This window comes from Tenacibaculum sp. Bg11-29 (assembly GCF_002836595.1).
In the GTDB taxonomy this organism is placed as follows: Bacteria; Bacteroidota; Bacteroidia; order Flavobacteriales; family Flavobacteriaceae; genus Polaribacter.
The window spans coordinates 1,158,799-1,173,729 of record NZ_PJBB01000003.1; the positions used below are offsets into that span (position 1 = coordinate 1,158,799).

Consider the following 14,931-nt stretch of genomic DNA (forward strand, 5'->3'; position numbering starts at 1 on the left):
ATTTTCGGGTAAAATTTATTGAATGTCTAGATCAAAAAGGAAAAATACTTTTACTGTTGCTTTTTATAATGTTGAAAATTTATTTGATATAGTAAATAACGCATTAACTGCGGATGATGATTATACACCATCAGGTAAGCTTAAATGGAACACAACAAAATATCACCATAAAATAAAAAAAATAACATCTGTAATTAGTCAAATTGGAAAGAATAAATCAGCCTTTCCTCCAGCTTTAGTAGGGTTAGTTGAGGTGGAAAATGCTAAAGTAGTAAAGGATTTAACGCGTCATAAAAATTTATCAAAATTTAATTATAGTTATGTTCATTATGATTCACCTGATGAAAGAGGTATTGATGTAGCATTAATGTATAATAAAGATTTTTTTGAAGTAATTTCTACTGATACACATTCTTTGTATTTAACAGATGATGAAGGGGAGGTGGATTATACTCGTGATTTATTAGTAGTAAAAGGAAAGTTAAATGGAGAATTAATACATGTTTTAGTGAATCACTGGCCATCAAGAAGAGATGGAGATGAAGAAACAAAAGAGAAGCGTATAAAAGCAGCTAAGCAGGTGCAGCATGTAATTAGTGATATAAAAGCCAAAGAAGAAAATGCAAAATTTGTTGTAATGGGTGATTTTAATGATGACCCTACAAGTGAAAGTGTAAAAGACTTTTTAGTTATTGATGATTTGTATAACCCTATGAAATCTTTATTTGAGAAAGGGGAAGGGACTTCAACTTATTATAAAGAATGGCACTTGTTTGACCAGATTATATTTTCTAGAGATTTTTTTGACACTGAAAAAAGTATACATACTTTTTTAAAAGCAACTATTTTTAAGAAAGATTGGTTGCAGTTTTATAAAGGGAAGTTTAAAGATAGCCCTTTCAGAACTTATATAGGTCCATGGTATCAAGGAGGTTATTCAGATCATTTCCCAGTATATCTTACTTTTGAAAAAAGATAAAATTGGAAATAAAAAACTCCCGAGATCTTATCTCGGGAGTTTTTTATTTTATAATAGGAGTTTTTTATTCAACAGTTACCGACTTTGCTAAGTTTCTAGGTTGGTCTACATTCTTTTCTAATAACACAGCTATATGGTATGATAATAACTGAAAAGGTATTGTCGTTAATAACGGAGTGAAAGCTTCATCAGTATCAGGAATTTCAATTACATGATCTGCGATTTCTTTCACTGTTGTATCTCCTTCAGTTACAATGGCAATAATTTTACCACTTCTAGATTTTATTTCTTGAATGTTACTAACAACTTTTTCATAATGGCCTTTATTAGTCGCTATTACAAAAATTGGCATATTTTCATCAATTAAAGCAATAGGTCCATGTTTCATTTCAGCAGCAGGGTATCCTTCTGCATGAATATATGAAATTTCTTTAAGTTTTAAAGCTCCTTCTAATGCTACAGGAAAATTAAAACCTCGACCTAAATATAAACAGTTTTTAGAATCTTTATAAACTTCAGCTATTTTTTTAATCTGTGAATCGGCTTCTAATAGTTTTTCTACTTGAGCAGGAATTTGTTGTAATGTATGTAAGTAAGAGTTTACAGCAGATTTAGACAATGTTCCTTTCTCTTTAGCAAGTTTTAATGCAATTAAAGAAAGTACTGTTATTTGTGTTGTAAATGCTTTTGTTGAAGCGACTCCAATTTCAGGTCCAGCGTGTGTGTATGCACCAGCATGAGTTTCTCTAGCAATAGATGAACCAACAACATTACAAACACCAAAAACAAATGCTCCTTTTGATTTTGCTAATTTAATAGCTGCTAATGTATCAGCTGTTTCTCCAGATTGAGAAATAGCAATAACTACATCGTTTTCGTTAATAATCGGATTGCGGTATCTAAACTCAGAAGCGTATTCTACTTCAACAGGTATGCGAGCCATATCCTCAAAAAGATATTCACCAACTAAACCTGCATGCCATGAAGTACCACAAGCAACTATAATAATTCTATTTGCATTTGTGAATTTAGAAAGATTATCGTCAATACCAGCCATACGAATAATACCTTCGTCTGGTAGCATTCTTCCTCTATAAGTATCTATAATAGCTTTTGGTTGCTCGTAAATTTCTTTTAACATGAAATGATCATATCCACCTTTTTCAATTTGATCTAAGCTTAATTGAAGTTCTTGAATATTAGTGTCAATTTCTTTATCGTTTTCAATTTTACGAACTTTTATTTCTTTACCTTTTTTTATAATAGCTAGTTCACCATCTTCTAGGTAAATAGCATCTTTTGTATATTCAATAAAAGGAGATGCATCAGAAGCAACAAAAAACTCTTCATTGTTTTTTCCAACACCTATTGCAATAGGGCTTCCTAAACGAGCTACAATTAATTCGTTAGGTTTCTTTTTATCAAAAACAGCAATAGCATATGCTCCAATAACATTTGTAAGTGCTAATTGAACAGCTTTTCCTAATTTACAATTCTCATTTTTTTTAACTTCTTCAATAAGGTTAATCAATACTTCTGTGTCTGTATCACTTTTAAAAGTGTAACCTCTAGAAATTAATTCTTTTTTTAAAGTATCATAATTTTCAATAATACCATTATGAACAATAACTAAATTTCCAGATTCAGAAACATGTGGATGAGAATTTGTGTCATTTGGTACACCATGAGTTGCCCAGCGGGTATGCCCAATTCCAATATTTCCTTTTTTTCTTTTTTCTTCTTTGTTGGTGATGATTTCTAAATCAGAAACCTTTCCTTTGGTTTTAGATAAATGTATTTTTTCTCCGTCATACATCATTATCCCAGCGCTATCATAACCTCTATATTCCAAACGTTTCAATCCGTTTATAACAATAGGGTAGGCGTCTCTATTCCCTATATATCCTGTTATTCCACACATAGTAATTTCTTATTTTTCTTTTGAATATGATACTTTTAACACAGCTCTTTTTACTCCATTTGCAGTTTCATTTCCGTTTAATAAAGTAACTCCTCTTGGATTCCAATTATAAGTCCTAACATTTATGTCAAGTGCATTGTTTTTTATTGCGTTATCAGTAGGATCATTGTATACTTTTAAAATTAACGGTAAGATATCACTTGTTGTGCCGTCTAATAAATCAGAAAGATAATCTGTAATTCTAAAGTTATATTTTTCAGGTTTATCGTCTTCAGATAATCCTAAACTACCTCCAAAAGTAGTAGTTTCGTTGTAAGAATCAGAAATTTGTGTAGGAGTTACACCTGCACTACCATTGTCTTTGTTTTGGTATAGTAGTAATTTCTGAGGAAGAATGTTTTTATCGGTATTGATAGTTTGGTTAACATAAAAAGTTAAAGAAGCATCGTTAATTAACCAATTATTAGCCTTCAATTCTTGTAGTTTTGTGTCGTCTATAATTTTAACATTAGCCATTGTGCCAGCTGTTCCTTGAAGTACAAAATTGTCTGCAGGAGTTACTGTAGTGGCTGCGGATGTTGCGTAAATACTGTTTCTTACACCAGATAATGGAAATGAATAGGTGCTAGGTAATGTGTCTTTTAAAACTAAAGCAGACTCACCAGCCTTTCTTTCGAAAGTGGTAATAGTATAGTGAAAATCTATACTAACAGAAGTACTAGTACCTAATAAACTAATTGGAACCATAGCTCCGTCAGTACCTTCGGTTTTAAGAATGACTCCTTTAAAGTAAGTGTTAAAAGCTTCGGCTGTTTTAAATTGATCATTTTTAAACTCATCCCAGAAAAGTGCTTTCATTTTTGCCATATCTAAAGGAACGGTTAAGAAAGGGGCTTTGTTAGCAAGCCTAACCGTATCTTTATATGTATTACCATTACTAATATTCCTGGTTAATACTAACATTGTGTCTACAGGGCTAGGTTTAAAAGAAAAATTAGCATCCTCATTCAAAAGGTCGTTAATAGGATCTGAAATTTGAGAATAATAATCGTAATTAGATTCAAAGCTGTTGCTTTTTGTTGGATTAGTAGGATCTAAAGAGTTTAGATAGGTTCCGTTCTTATATATTTTTAAAGAAGTAGCAATAGCTGTATTACCTAATATAGAATCTAATCTAAATTTAGGTTTACCGTCACTTTCTTTACCTGTGTTTGTTGCTGTGTATGGTATTTTAAGAACTACTTTATCTAAAACATAAAAAGAGTCGATCTGACCATCTTCAGTAGCAGCTTTTACATCTTCAGTTTTAAGACTTCCTAATAAACCTAACTGACTAACAATAGAAGATTGTATTGTTTTATAGTTCCCACTTTTATAACCACCTAGCCAATATTGCGCACTATTACCTAATGTAATATTATCAGCTCTAACGCTTTCGATATTAATAGGAGTTATTTCTACATCTAATAGAATCTCTCCCGTTTCGAATTTTGTATTGTCAACAACGCTGTTTCCAATATTATTAAAATCTTTTTCACATGATACGATAGCCGCAAAACATAGCAGGCTAATACCTAAAACACCAATTTTTCTAATCATTTCTTAATTATTCGCTTATTTCTAAAACGTTTTCTTTATAAAATTCTAAATAGGCTTCAGTTAAAACCTCTTCTGATTGAAACTCTAAAACTTTAGCAGATGTTTCATCAATAAAAGCATTGATTTCATCGGGTAAAACTTCACTACCTTTCACAATAGCATCTGAGTTTTCAATGGCACTTTTTAATATGTTAATTTGGTTTGGTATTTCTATAGTAGCTATTTTTGACGCATCAATCTTGTCAAAACGAACTTTGTTTGCTAGCTCACTATTTAATTCACCTTCGAAATTATTACTGTAAAGCGAAGTTACAATCTTGCTTTCGGCAAACAATGGTTCTTCCTTATAAAATTCTCTTAAATATAAAGGAAGTAAAGAGGCCATCCATCCATGAACATGAATAATATCTGGCGCCCAATTTAATTTTTTTACAGTTTCAACAACACCTTTTGCAAAGAAAATCATACGTTCATCGTTATCACTAAATAGCGTATCATCTTCATCAGAATATACAGCTTTACGCTTAAAATACTCTTCATTGTCAATGAAATACACTTGCATTCTTTCCTTAGGAATAGAAGCAACTTTAATAATTAATGGCATATCCATGTCATTAATTATTAAGTTCATACCTGATAAACGTATTACCTCATGTAATTGATGCCTACGTTCATTAATCACACCATAACGAGGCATAAAAATACGGGTTTGAACTCCTTTAGAATGTGCGTTTTTAGCAACATTAAATGCAGTAGACGATAATTCTGTTTCAGGTAAATAAGGTGTTACCTCTGATGAAACATATAATATTCTCTTATCCTTCATTAAATCTGTCTCTTTTATTGAAGATGCAAAAATACGAAAATTTATGCTAAAATGGTGTTAAATTGCTAATTTTGCAAGTATTCCAACTATAATAGAATGAAAATTTATAAAACTAAATCAGAATTAAAAGAATTTTTATCAAAGATAAAAAAGACAAAAAAAACAATAGGATTTGTACCTACTATGGGAGCCTTGCACGAAGGGCATTTGTCGCTTGTTAAAAGGGCAAAGAAAAAAAACGATTTTACAGTAGTAAGTATTTTCGTGAATCCTACTCAGTTTGATAGTAAAGAAGATTTAGGAAAATACCCCAAAACATTCGAAAATGATGTTAAATTACTGGAAAGTGTAAATTGTGATGCGCTGTTTTTTCCATCAGTAGAAGAAATATATAATAAAGAAGTAGCAGCCGATAGCTTCAATTTTGATGGTTTAGAGCATCAAATGGAAGGTAAGTTTCGAGATGGTCATTTTAATGGGGTAGGAACCATTGTGAAAGCATTTTTTGAAATAGTAATGCCAAATAATGCTTATTTCGGGAAAAAAGATTTTCAACAATTACAAATCATAAAAAAAATGGTAGAAAAACACGACCTACCAATAAAAATTAAAGGATGCGATATTTATAGAGAAGATGATGGTTTAGCTATGAGTTCTCGAAACACTCGTTTAACAAAAGAGTACAGAAATGCAGCTCCGTTTATATATAAAACGCTTAAAAAAGCTAAGAAAAAATTTAACATTAAAAGCGCAGAAGAAGTGGTTAAATGGGTGAATAAAAAGTTTAAAAAACATCCATTATTAGAATTGGAGTATTTTACAATTGCAGATGAAAAAACATTAAAAACAATTAATAAAAAAGAATCAAACGAGAAATACCGCGCATTTATAGCTGTTTTTGCGGGTGAGATTCGTTTGATAGATAATATAAGATTGAAATAAATTAAGTTAAAACAAATTACTATTCATCCAAAAACAACTATTTTAGCCCAATGTTAGTACAAGTAGTAAAGTCAAAAATCCATCGCGTAAAAGTTACGGGTGCCGATTTAAATTATATAGGAAGCATTACCATAGATGAAGATTTAATGGATGCTGCAGGGATTATAGAAGGAGAACGTGTTCAAATTGTGAATAACAATAACGGAGAGCGTTTAGAAACATATGCAATTCCAGGGCCACGAAAAAGCGGAGAGATTACCTTAAATGGTGCTGCCGCTAGAAAAGTAGCTAAAGGAGATGTGTTAATTTTAATTGTATATGGTTTTTTAGAGTTGGAAGAAGCTAAGAAATTTAAACCACAATTAGTTTTTCCTAATGAAGAAACTAATTTACTTAATTAAAAAAAAGTGGATTTAAAAAAAGTTTTAAAAATTATATTACCTCTCGCTTTGGGAGGTTTTTTAGTTTGGTATTCATTATCTATAATTCCTTTAGAGGAATTAATTGGGTATTTTAAAGAGGCGAATTATTGGTGGATAGCTTTAGGGTTGTTTTTTGGTGTTTTAAGTCATTTATCTCGTGCTTATCGTTGGAAATATTTATTAGAACCAATGGGTTATGAACCTAAGTTCGTTAACTCCGTATTAGCTGTTTTAGTTGGCTATTTTGTAAATCTAGCAATTCCTAGAGCAGGGGAGGTTTCAAGAGCAACAGTAATGACAAACTATGAGGAAATTCCTTTTGAAAAAGGATTTGGAACTATTGTCGCAGAGCGCATAGCGGATTTAGTTATGATGCTTTCTATTATAACTGTTACCCTTTTTGTTCAGTTTGATTTTATTTATGAATTATTAGTTCAAAAAGTAAACCCAATAAAAATCGGAGTAATTCTAATAGTTCTTGTATTAGGTTTTGTTTTTTTTACATTATACGTAAAGAAGGCAAAATCAGGTTTTGGTTTGAAAATTAAAAATTTCATTTTAAGCTTATCAGAAGGAGTGACTAGTATTTTCAAAATGAAACACAAATGGTCATTTATATTTCATACTGTTTTTATTTGGGCAATGTATATAGCTATGTTTTGGGCTACTGTCCCTTCTATTGAAGGATTATCGATTCCTTTTGGTGGGATTTTAGTCGGTTTTATAGCAGGAGGTTTTGCCATTGCAGCAACTAATGGAGGTTTAGGAGCTTATCCTGCAGCTGTAGGAGCCGCATTAACTCTTTTTTCTGTTGACGAAAAAATAGCAGTTGCCTTTGGAAGTGTCATGTGGGCTTCACAAACCGTTATGATTGTTGTTTTTGGTGGATTAGCATTTTTGCTATTGCCGATTTACAACAAAAACAAAAACTAGTCGGACGTTGCCTTGCAGATTTTGCTTTTTTTTAGAAAAAATAAAAAACACCCAAACAAACCACTCAATCGCTAATGCAACCTATCTAGTGAATTTTAGTTAGAGTGTACTTTTTGTAAGAGAATATTTAAAAGAAAAGTATCCAGTTAACTTTGGTACTTTAAAATCAAAATTAAATGGCTAAAACCAAGACTACTTTTTTCTGTCAAAACTGCGGGGCACAACATGCACAATGGAGTGGGCAATGTAATACATGTAAAGAATGGAATACTATTGTTGAAGAAGTAATTCAGAAAGAAGAAAAAAGAACTTGGAAAACTCCAGAAAATGTTAAAAAAAGAGTTTCAAAACCTTTAAAAGTACAGGATATTCTATTAAACCCTGAAGAACGTGTTGAAACAAAAAATAACGAATTAGATACCGTCTTAGGAGGTGGTATTGTAAAAGGAGCTGTCGTTTTATTAGGAGGAGAGCCAGGAATAGGTAAATCAACATTATTACTACAAATTGCTTTAAATATTCCCCAAAAAGTACTGTATGTTTCAGGGGAAGAAAGTCAGTCGCAAATTAAAATGCGTGCCGAACGCTTAGAGGCAAGTAATTCGAATTGTTTGATTCTTACCGAAACAAATACGCAGCAAATTTTTAAACATATAGAAGAAGTTCAGCCAGATGTTTTGGTCATTGACTCTATTCAAACATTACATACAAATTCTATTGAAGCATCTCCAGGGAGTGTTTCTCAAATACGTGAAACTTCAGCTGAATTAATAAAATTTGCGAAAGAAACAGGAACTCCCGTTTTATTAATCGGGCATATTAATAAAGATGGACATATTGCAGGGCCAAAGATTTTAGAACACATGGTTGATGTGGTTTTACAATTTGAAGGAGACAGAAACCATGCTTATAGAATTTTACGTTCGCAGAAAAACAGATTTGGATCTACTGCTGAATTAGGAATTTACGAAATGCTATCAAGTGGTTTACGAGAAGTATCGAATCCGTCAGAAATATTAATTTCTAAAAAAGATGCAGATTTAAGCGGAACCGCAATTGCATCAACTTTAGAAGGCGTTCGTCCGTTAATGATAGAAATTCAAGCGTTGGTAAGTACCGCTGTGTATGGTACTCCACAACGATCTACGACTGGGTATAACCTAAAAAGGTTACACATGATTTTGGCAGTTTTAGAAAAAAGAGCAGGTTTTAAATTAGGAGCAAAAGATGTGTTTTTAAATGTTACGGGTGGAATTCATGTTGATGACCCAGCGATTGACCTGGCTGTTGTTGCTGCAATTTTATCATCAAATCAAGATATGGCAATAAACCCAAATGTTTGTTTTGCTGCCGAAGTTGGTTTGGCTGGTGAAATACGACCAGTTTCTAAAATAGATCAACGTATTCTAGAGGCTGAAAAATTAGGGTATAAAACCTTGGTGGCTTCAAAGTATAATAAGATATCTTCGAAAAATCACACTATTAAATTACTTTTAGTTGGTAAAATTGAAGAAGCTTTTGCTACGCTATTTGCCTAGATTTTATATTTTAGTTAATAAAAGTTTGTGATTATTTCCATTTTCCGACTTTGTAAATAAGGTGAGTTCGATGTAAGAAAAAGGTGTCAGTTCGAGTGAAATTCTGAAAGAATTTAGTATCGAGAACAGTATTTTTCGTTTTTAAATTATATAATTTATAAGGAAAGCCACTCGAAATAACAATTTATAAACGGAGATTTTTTATATAGAACTTACGTTAAATAGGTAATGTTTTTTTGATTAAATATGAATCATTATAATAATCCTAATTTAGCGGCATTCTCTTTCTACTTAGGTGCAGTCAAATTTAATAAAACTATTTTATCCTGAAACTTGGGTGCTATGTTTTAATTACCTCTAGTGTTTATCCACATCTGTTGTAACGCTATAATCACTAGAGGTGTTTAATTTATCTATTTAACGTTTTATTGTTTTCTTTTTTGAATTTTGGTGCGGGAAATTAACCACAGTTAAATTCACTATATAATTCATGTCTTTCTGAATTTTCATCAGAATATAAAAAGTAGGCTAAAACACGGAAAATAAAACCTCCTTCATTATATGAGTTTTCATCCTGCCCTGAGTATTCATCAGAGTCTTCTAAAGCACTACCATGACTAAAGAAACATATTTTCGGTTCTTTTAAAGAGTTTAAGCTTTCGGTATCTATTACCACACAGTTTTGACCTAAATCACAAAATTCTAAAAAACGATCGGTGTTTTCTTCGTCTTCTGTAAAATGTTCATACATATAAGACGGGTAGTGTAGTCTTTCTAAATCATATTCCTCATCAACAAGTAGTAACCTACTATGTCGTGATTCTATAACATCTTTTGTATCTGGTCTTTCGGAAGGCGCAAATAGGGCGCGTACTATTTTTGCTTCTCCAGTCGAGCTTTCATTTAGTAATTTAATAGATAAGGAACCTTTTTCCCAAGTATTATCCATAATTTCTTCTTCATTCTCTAATATTCTATAGGAAACTATTTTTTCTAAAATATGGTTGAATGTTTCTTCACATGTTTCTGTTAAAAGCCATGTTTTAAAATGATTTTTTAAAAATTCAACTTCCTGTGTACTTAATTTATTCATGTAATTGTTTTATTTGTAACTCAATCTATTATATGATAGTTTTGAGTTATGTTTATTGGGTTTTATATTTATTTTAAAAAAAGGGTGGTTGGTTATTTGGAGTACGAAGAAAACAAATGATGTTTTATTTAGCTCAATTCGAAACCGAATAGATTATAATTTTGGTGAGATGTTTTTTTGAACTCGATTTGTTTTTATAAACAAATGTTTTTTAAACTAAACATTCTGGTTTAAATTTAGTGATAGTAGATTTATTTTATCCCCAGCCATAATCGGTATCGTTAAAAATAAACTCACTCATCAATCTTATAAAAGCCCTCCTGTTCCGAAAGAAATTTCATTTTGTTCTGGAAAATCATCATTATCTCCAACTGTTAAACCATGGTCAGTTATTATAATTATGGGTTCTCCTAAAGCATTTTTTCGTTGATGATCCCAAATTATCCAATTTTGACCAGTATTACAAAATCCTTGATGTATTTCTTCATCACCATCAAGCTCCTCTAACATAAACTCAGACGAAGGAGCTCCTTCGTCTGAACCATAAAAATCTATGTAATCGGGTACGTCATCTTCAAATAATATGGATTGTGCATTTGAACTACCGTCTTATAAGATTTTGGTATTGTGAAGGAATTGTTATGAAAATCTCCTTTGTAAGATGCCCCAAAAGTTATAGCGACTTTGTCTTCATCTTCATTTTTAAAATAGATCTTTAGGTTATCTTCATACTTAATTTCAACAATTTTAGTAGATATTTTATTTAATATTTTAATGCATGAAGGGGTTAATGCCCATGGTTTAAAATAAGCTATAAAAGCATTGGTTAATTCTAATTCCTCTAGCGTAGATAATTTTTTTAGTAACATATTTATTCTACATATAATTTTGTCTCCAACAAATATCATATTTTCTAGATGACTTTTTTACCCTGAATTCAGTGAAAAATAAATTGTTGGTTTCTTATAAGGATTTGGGGTAGTTTATTTGGGATTAAATACGACCAGTTTCTAAAATCGATCAACGTATTCTGGAGGCTGAAAAATTAGGGTATAAAACCTTGGTGGCTTCAAAGTATAATAAGATATCTTCAAAAAATCACACTATTAAATTGCTCTTAGTTGGTGAAATTGAAGAAATTTTTGCGACTTTGTTTGCCTATTTTTTTTGTTTTTGGTAGTTCTAAATATATTTTTAGCAATAGAAAATTTAGGATATATAATTTTGAAACATAACAAGCAAAATTCTTCTATAAAGCTAATTTTACTTAGTGAAATAGAAGAAGCCTTTGCTATATTATTTACTTAGAGTTTATTAATGTACTATTTGATAAAGCGTATTTACCAGCTCCTGATAAGTAAATTACAATGGCACCAAATAGATATAGACCTTGTAGTTCAATTGCCCAACCTCCAAACTTATTTAAAGCAAAAATATCTCCAGAATGTGCCATTAAAATAGCGATTAACATGTTAAAAGCTAGAACAAAACTTGCTAACCTTGTTTTCCAACCTATAATTATAAGTATTGGAGCAATTATTTCTCCTATAAAAACAGAGTATGCAATAAATTCTGGAATTCCGATACTACTCAGTAAGCTTTTAATGAATGAATAATTGGTGGTTAAATTTGCAATTCCGTGAAATAGAATAAGTCCGCCGATACTGACTCTTTGTAATAGCAGCGCAGTCTCTTTTTTATTAATTTTTTTTAAGATATTCATATCATTTAGTTTTTAAATTATTTTGATACAAAAGTCAAAAAAAGGCAATCGAATAAACAGGATAATTATCACTATAAATTTGTGATGAATGTCACGTTATTAAGAGCTCTTAGGAATTTAATCGACTTAGAGTTTCTCGACTAACACCTAGATAAGAAGCTATTAATTTTTTAGGCACTCTTTGAAAAAGTTTTGGATATTGTTCGAGAAGTAATTCATATCGTTCTTTCGAAGAATTTTTTAATAAAGATAAGATTCTATTTTGAAGCGCTATTCTACCAAGCTTACTTTTCTTTGCCCAAAAGCGTTCCATTTTGTGCATTTCTTTAGTAAGTTTTTCTCTGTCTTCGAATGTTATGTATAAAACTTCAGAATCTTCCAAGCAATCTATATTAATTTTAGATTTTGATTGTTTTACAAAAGACTCATAATCTGTAATCCACCAATGCTCCATTCCAAATTGTAAAATATGTTCTTTGCCTCCTTCATCAAAAAAATAACTTTTTATACAGCCTTTTACTATCCAATACTCTTTGTCAGCAATTTCTCCTTCTTGTAATAAGTACTGATGTTTACGTTTGTTAATTGTTTTAAAATGACTTAAAATAAAAGAAAATTCTTTGTCAGTTAGTTCAATTATTTCTTCGATGTGTTGTTTTAAAGGGTGTTTCATTTTAATTATAGGTGGCTTTCTTGATGTGCTGAATTTCAATTAAAAATCTTTATTCAATAGTGAAAATCAGTTCTTTTTTTTCTTCTTTTTAAAAAGTCTCTTAAAAAAACCTTTAATTCCTTTTTCCCTATAAGGAGTACATTTAATAGAGGAATATATCTCTTCAGAAATGTCAAAAGAAGTTAAATATTTTTTTCTTAATTCTGCATCTTTTTCTATCTCTTTAAGAATATTCGCTACAATAGGCAATGCTAATGATGATCCAGCACCTTTTCCGCTACTAAAATGTACCGAATTTTTAGAAGTACCAACCCAAGTACCTAAAACAATATTGGGAGTATAGGCAAGAAACCAAGCATCTGTATAATTTTGTGCGGTACCTGTTTTACTAGCTAATTGACTTTTAATATTATAAACGCTTCTTATTTTGGCGCCAGTTCCTTGTTCAACCGCTTGCTGTAAAATGGCAGTAAGTGTTTTAGTAGTTTCCTCTTTAAACACTCTTTCAGCTTCTTGTTCTTTACTTTCATAAATAATAGTACCTTTTTTATCGGTAATCTTACGTATCATATACAAATCGTTCATTTCACCATTATTAGCAAAAGAACCATAGGCTCTTGTTGCTTCAAGTAACGATAAATCAAGCGTTCCTAAAGCAACCGAAGGAGTATTGTCTAGTGTTTTAGGGAACTTTAGTTTTTCACATGAATTGGCTAGTAACTCTTTTTCTAATTTAAAATAAAGATTAACACTAGGTATGTTCATCGATTTAATTAAAGCGTACCATAAAGCAACTTTATTATCAGGAGTAGATTTATGATCTGCATTTTGTGGCTTCCAATCTCCAAATTCCTCGTATGTTTTCTCTTCGTTTTCGAGATATTTACAAGGTGAGATTCCGTTTTCTAAAGCAGTAACATATAAAAAAGGTTTAAAGGCAGAAGCTATTTGGCGATGCGATAACACCATGTCAAAAGGAAGCGTATTAAAATTATTTCCACCAACCCAACTAATCACGGCCCCATTTTTAGGGTTGGTAACCAACACAGAAGCATTCAACATTTTTGTATAATGCCAAAGACTATCAATCGTGGTACCAGTAATCGTTTTGGTACTATCATGATCAAATAGGTTAAAAGCCCTGTTTTGTTTGTCTTTTTTTGATAAAGGTGATTTTTGCAGTTGCTTTTTTAACCATTTTCTTTTTAAACTATTTGAAGCTAATTCATTATTAAGCTGCTTTTGTTTAATAATAAGTTGGTTTTTTGCTGATTTTTCTGCGATTTTTTGAATATCGTAATTTAGTGTCGTGTATATTTTTAAACCATCGTTTTCTAAACTATACGAACTGTTGGTTGCGTTATTAATAATTTTTATGATTTCTATAGCCTTTTTCTTTACTTGATGTGTAAAATAACCTGCGGATGCATTCATATCAAGATTTTTGTAATTGAGTATAATTGGTAGTTTTTGCAAACTATCAGTAACCTTATTACTTAAATACGATTCGTTATTCATTAATTGCAAGACCGTATTACGACGTTTTTTAGCATTTTCAGGATTCAACCGAGGGTTGTAATAAGTGTTCGCTTTTAGTATCCCAACAAGAACAGCAGACTCTTCAGTCTTTAATTTATTAACAGATTTATTAAAATAACGATTGGCAGCAGATTCTATTCCAAAAATATTTTCTCCAAAAGGAACTGAGTTAAAATACAATTGTAGTATTTCATCTTTTGTGTATAAGCGCTCCATTTTACTAGCAATAATAAGTTCTTTAATCTTATTAATTGGCATGCTTAAAAAACCATGATACTGTCTTCCGTAAAGATTTTTAATTAATTGTTGGGTAATGGTACTTCCGCCACCACCAGAAGCATCTCTCATTAGAATACTTTTAAAGAAAACGCGCGCATAACTTTGTCCATCGTAACCATTATGATCATAAAAACGCTTGTCTTCTGTAGCAATTAAGGCCTGTTTTAGGTAGCTAGGAATTTGTTTGAGTTTAATATTCGTTCGATTTTCAACAAATATTTTTCCAATAATAATAGTGTCAGAAGAATAAATTAAAGAAGCCTCTTCGTTAAATACAGCCGATAATTTTTCTTTATTAGGTAAATTACCAAACACATTAAAATAGATTAACGAAAATAAAGTGAGTACTAAGAAGCAAGCAAAAAGAATAAGGCTTACTATATATTTAAACAGCCGAATTAAAACTCTCTTACCTTTAAACTGATGGTTCGTTTTTTTAAATGTATCCATTAAGCTAAAAAATT

Annotated in this window: 14 protein-coding genes; 5 read left to right on the forward strand and 9 right to left on the reverse strand. The window is 30.9% G+C overall.

Annotated elements, in window-relative coordinates; all coding sequences use genetic code 11:
- The first annotated feature begins 22 nt into the window (after positions 1 to 22).
- Entirely contained in the window at positions 23 to 979 is a 957-nt protein-coding gene (locus tag CXF68_RS05200; RefSeq protein ID WP_101043291.1) for an endonuclease/exonuclease/phosphatase family protein, read from the forward strand.
- 64 nt (positions 980 to 1,043) lie between these two features.
- Here CXF68_RS05200 and glmS read toward each other — a convergent pair whose 3' ends face one another.
- Genes glmS through CXF68_RS05215 form a run of 3 tightly spaced genes read right to left on the reverse strand, consistent with a single transcriptional unit; the run spans position 1,044 to position 5,325 of the window.
- On the reverse strand, positions 1,044 to 2,900 hold the full coding sequence (glmS, locus tag CXF68_RS05205) for a glutamine--fructose-6-phosphate transaminase (isomerizing) (protein WP_101043292.1): 1,857 nt from the start codon (positions 2,898 to 2,900) through the stop codon (positions 1,044 to 1,046).
- Positions 2,901 to 2,909: 9 nt separating this feature from the next.
- Positions 2,910 to 4,499 (reverse strand): DUF4270 family protein, encoded by a 1,590-nt coding sequence (locus CXF68_RS05210; RefSeq protein ID WP_101043293.1) that lies wholly within the window; start codon positions 4,497 to 4,499, stop codon positions 2,910 to 2,912.
- A gap of 7 nt (positions 4,500 to 4,506) precedes the next feature.
- A complete protein-coding gene (locus CXF68_RS05215; protein ID WP_101043294.1) occupies positions 4,507 to 5,325 on the reverse strand; it encodes a glycogen/starch synthase in 819 nt (272 codons plus the stop codon).
- Between the two features lie 96 nt (positions 5,326 to 5,421).
- Between CXF68_RS05215 and panC the strand changes: the two genes are divergently transcribed.
- From panC to radA, 4 genes are all read left to right on the forward strand, one after another.
- Positions 5,422 to 6,267, forward strand: a complete 846-nt coding sequence (gene panC / locus CXF68_RS05220; protein ID WP_101043295.1) for a pantoate--beta-alanine ligase — start codon at positions 5,422 to 5,424, stop codon at positions 6,265 to 6,267.
- 50 nt (positions 6,268 to 6,317) lie between these two features.
- Complete coding sequence (gene panD / locus CXF68_RS05225; protein ID WP_028888691.1) at positions 6,318 to 6,668, forward strand: aspartate 1-decarboxylase; 351 nt, start codon at positions 6,318 to 6,320, stop codon at positions 6,666 to 6,668.
- 6 nt (positions 6,669 to 6,674) lie between these two features.
- Positions 6,675 to 7,622 carry a lysylphosphatidylglycerol synthase transmembrane domain-containing protein gene (locus tag CXF68_RS05230; RefSeq protein ID WP_101043296.1) on the forward strand — a complete coding sequence of 316 codons (948 nt, stop codon included), beginning with the start codon at positions 6,675 to 6,677 and terminating at the stop codon, positions 7,620 to 7,622.
- A gap of 176 nt (positions 7,623 to 7,798) precedes the next feature.
- Positions 7,799 to 9,160, forward strand: coding sequence for a DNA repair protein RadA (gene radA / locus CXF68_RS05235; RefSeq protein WP_101043297.1), 1,362 nt, complete (start codon positions 7,799 to 7,801; stop codon positions 9,158 to 9,160).
- 460 nt (positions 9,161 to 9,620) lie between these two features.
- Here radA and CXF68_RS05240 read toward each other — a convergent pair whose 3' ends face one another.
- The 6 genes from CXF68_RS05240 to CXF68_RS05270 all read right to left on the reverse strand — a co-directional run bounded on the left by CXF68_RS05240 (position 9,621) and on the right by CXF68_RS05270 (position 14,917).
- Positions 9,621 to 10,253, reverse strand: coding sequence for a hypothetical protein (locus CXF68_RS05240; RefSeq protein WP_101043298.1), 633 nt, complete (start codon positions 10,251 to 10,253; stop codon positions 9,621 to 9,623).
- 306 nt (positions 10,254 to 10,559) lie between these two features.
- Entirely contained in the window at positions 10,560 to 10,763 is a 204-nt protein-coding gene (locus CXF68_RS05245) for a hypothetical protein (RefSeq protein ID WP_101043299.1), read from the reverse strand.
- 41 nt (positions 10,764 to 10,804) lie between these two features.
- Complete coding sequence (locus CXF68_RS05250; RefSeq protein WP_157821858.1) at positions 10,805 to 11,122, reverse strand: hypothetical protein; 318 nt, start codon at positions 11,120 to 11,122, stop codon at positions 10,805 to 10,807.
- A gap of 431 nt (positions 11,123 to 11,553) precedes the next feature.
- Entirely contained in the window at positions 11,554 to 11,976 is a 423-nt protein-coding gene (locus CXF68_RS05260) for a DoxX family protein (protein ID WP_101043301.1), read from the reverse strand.
- 109 nt (positions 11,977 to 12,085) lie between these two features.
- Positions 12,086 to 12,649 (reverse strand): Crp/Fnr family transcriptional regulator, encoded by a 564-nt coding sequence (locus CXF68_RS05265; protein ID WP_101043302.1) that lies wholly within the window; start codon positions 12,647 to 12,649, stop codon positions 12,086 to 12,088.
- 66 nt (positions 12,650 to 12,715) lie between these two features.
- The gene (locus CXF68_RS05270) at positions 12,716 to 14,917 is read right to left on the reverse strand and encodes a transglycosylase domain-containing protein (RefSeq protein WP_101043303.1); all 2,202 of its coding nucleotides are present in this window, start codon (positions 14,915 to 14,917) and stop codon (positions 12,716 to 12,718) included.
- Between the last annotated feature and the right edge of the window lie 14 nt (positions 14,918 to 14,931).

Coding starts and splice junctions, on each gene's coding strand:
- CXF68_RS05200 (WP_101043291.1), top strand. CDS start 23: ATGTCTAGATCAAAAAGGAAAAATACTTTTACTGTTGCTTTTTATAAT.
- glmS (WP_101043292.1), bottom strand. CDS start 2,900: ATGTGTGGAATAACAGGATATATAGGGAATAGAGACGCCTACCCTATT.
- CXF68_RS05210 (WP_101043293.1), bottom strand. CDS start 4,499: ATGATTAGAAAAATTGGTGTTTTAGGTATTAGCCTGCTATGTTTTGCG.
- CXF68_RS05215 (WP_101043294.1), bottom strand. CDS start 5,325: ATGAAGGATAAGAGAATATTATATGTTTCATCAGAGGTAACACCTTAT.
- panC (WP_101043295.1), top strand. CDS start 5,422: ATGAAAATTTATAAAACTAAATCAGAATTAAAAGAATTTTTATCAAAG.
- panD (WP_028888691.1), top strand. CDS start 6,318: ATGTTAGTACAAGTAGTAAAGTCAAAAATCCATCGCGTAAAAGTTACG.
- radA (WP_101043297.1), top strand. CDS start 7,799: ATGGCTAAAACCAAGACTACTTTTTTCTGTCAAAACTGCGGGGCACAA.
- CXF68_RS05240 (WP_101043298.1), bottom strand. CDS start 10,253: ATGAATAAATTAAGTACACAGGAAGTTGAATTTTTAAAAAATCATTTT.
- CXF68_RS05245 (WP_101043299.1), bottom strand. CDS start 10,763: ATGTTAGAGGAGCTTGATGGTGATGAAGAAATACATCAAGGATTTTGT.
- CXF68_RS05250 (WP_157821858.1), bottom strand. CDS start 11,122: ATGTTACTAAAAAAATTATCTACGCTAGAGGAATTAGAATTAACCAAT.
- CXF68_RS05260 (WP_101043301.1), bottom strand. CDS start 11,976: ATGAATATCTTAAAAAAAATTAATAAAAAAGAGACTGCGCTGCTATTA.
- CXF68_RS05265 (WP_101043302.1), bottom strand. CDS start 12,649: ATGAAACACCCTTTAAAACAACACATCGAAGAAATAATTGAACTAACT.
- CXF68_RS05270 (WP_101043303.1), bottom strand. CDS start 14,917: ATGGATACATTTAAAAAAACGAACCATCAGTTTAAAGGTAAGAGAGTT.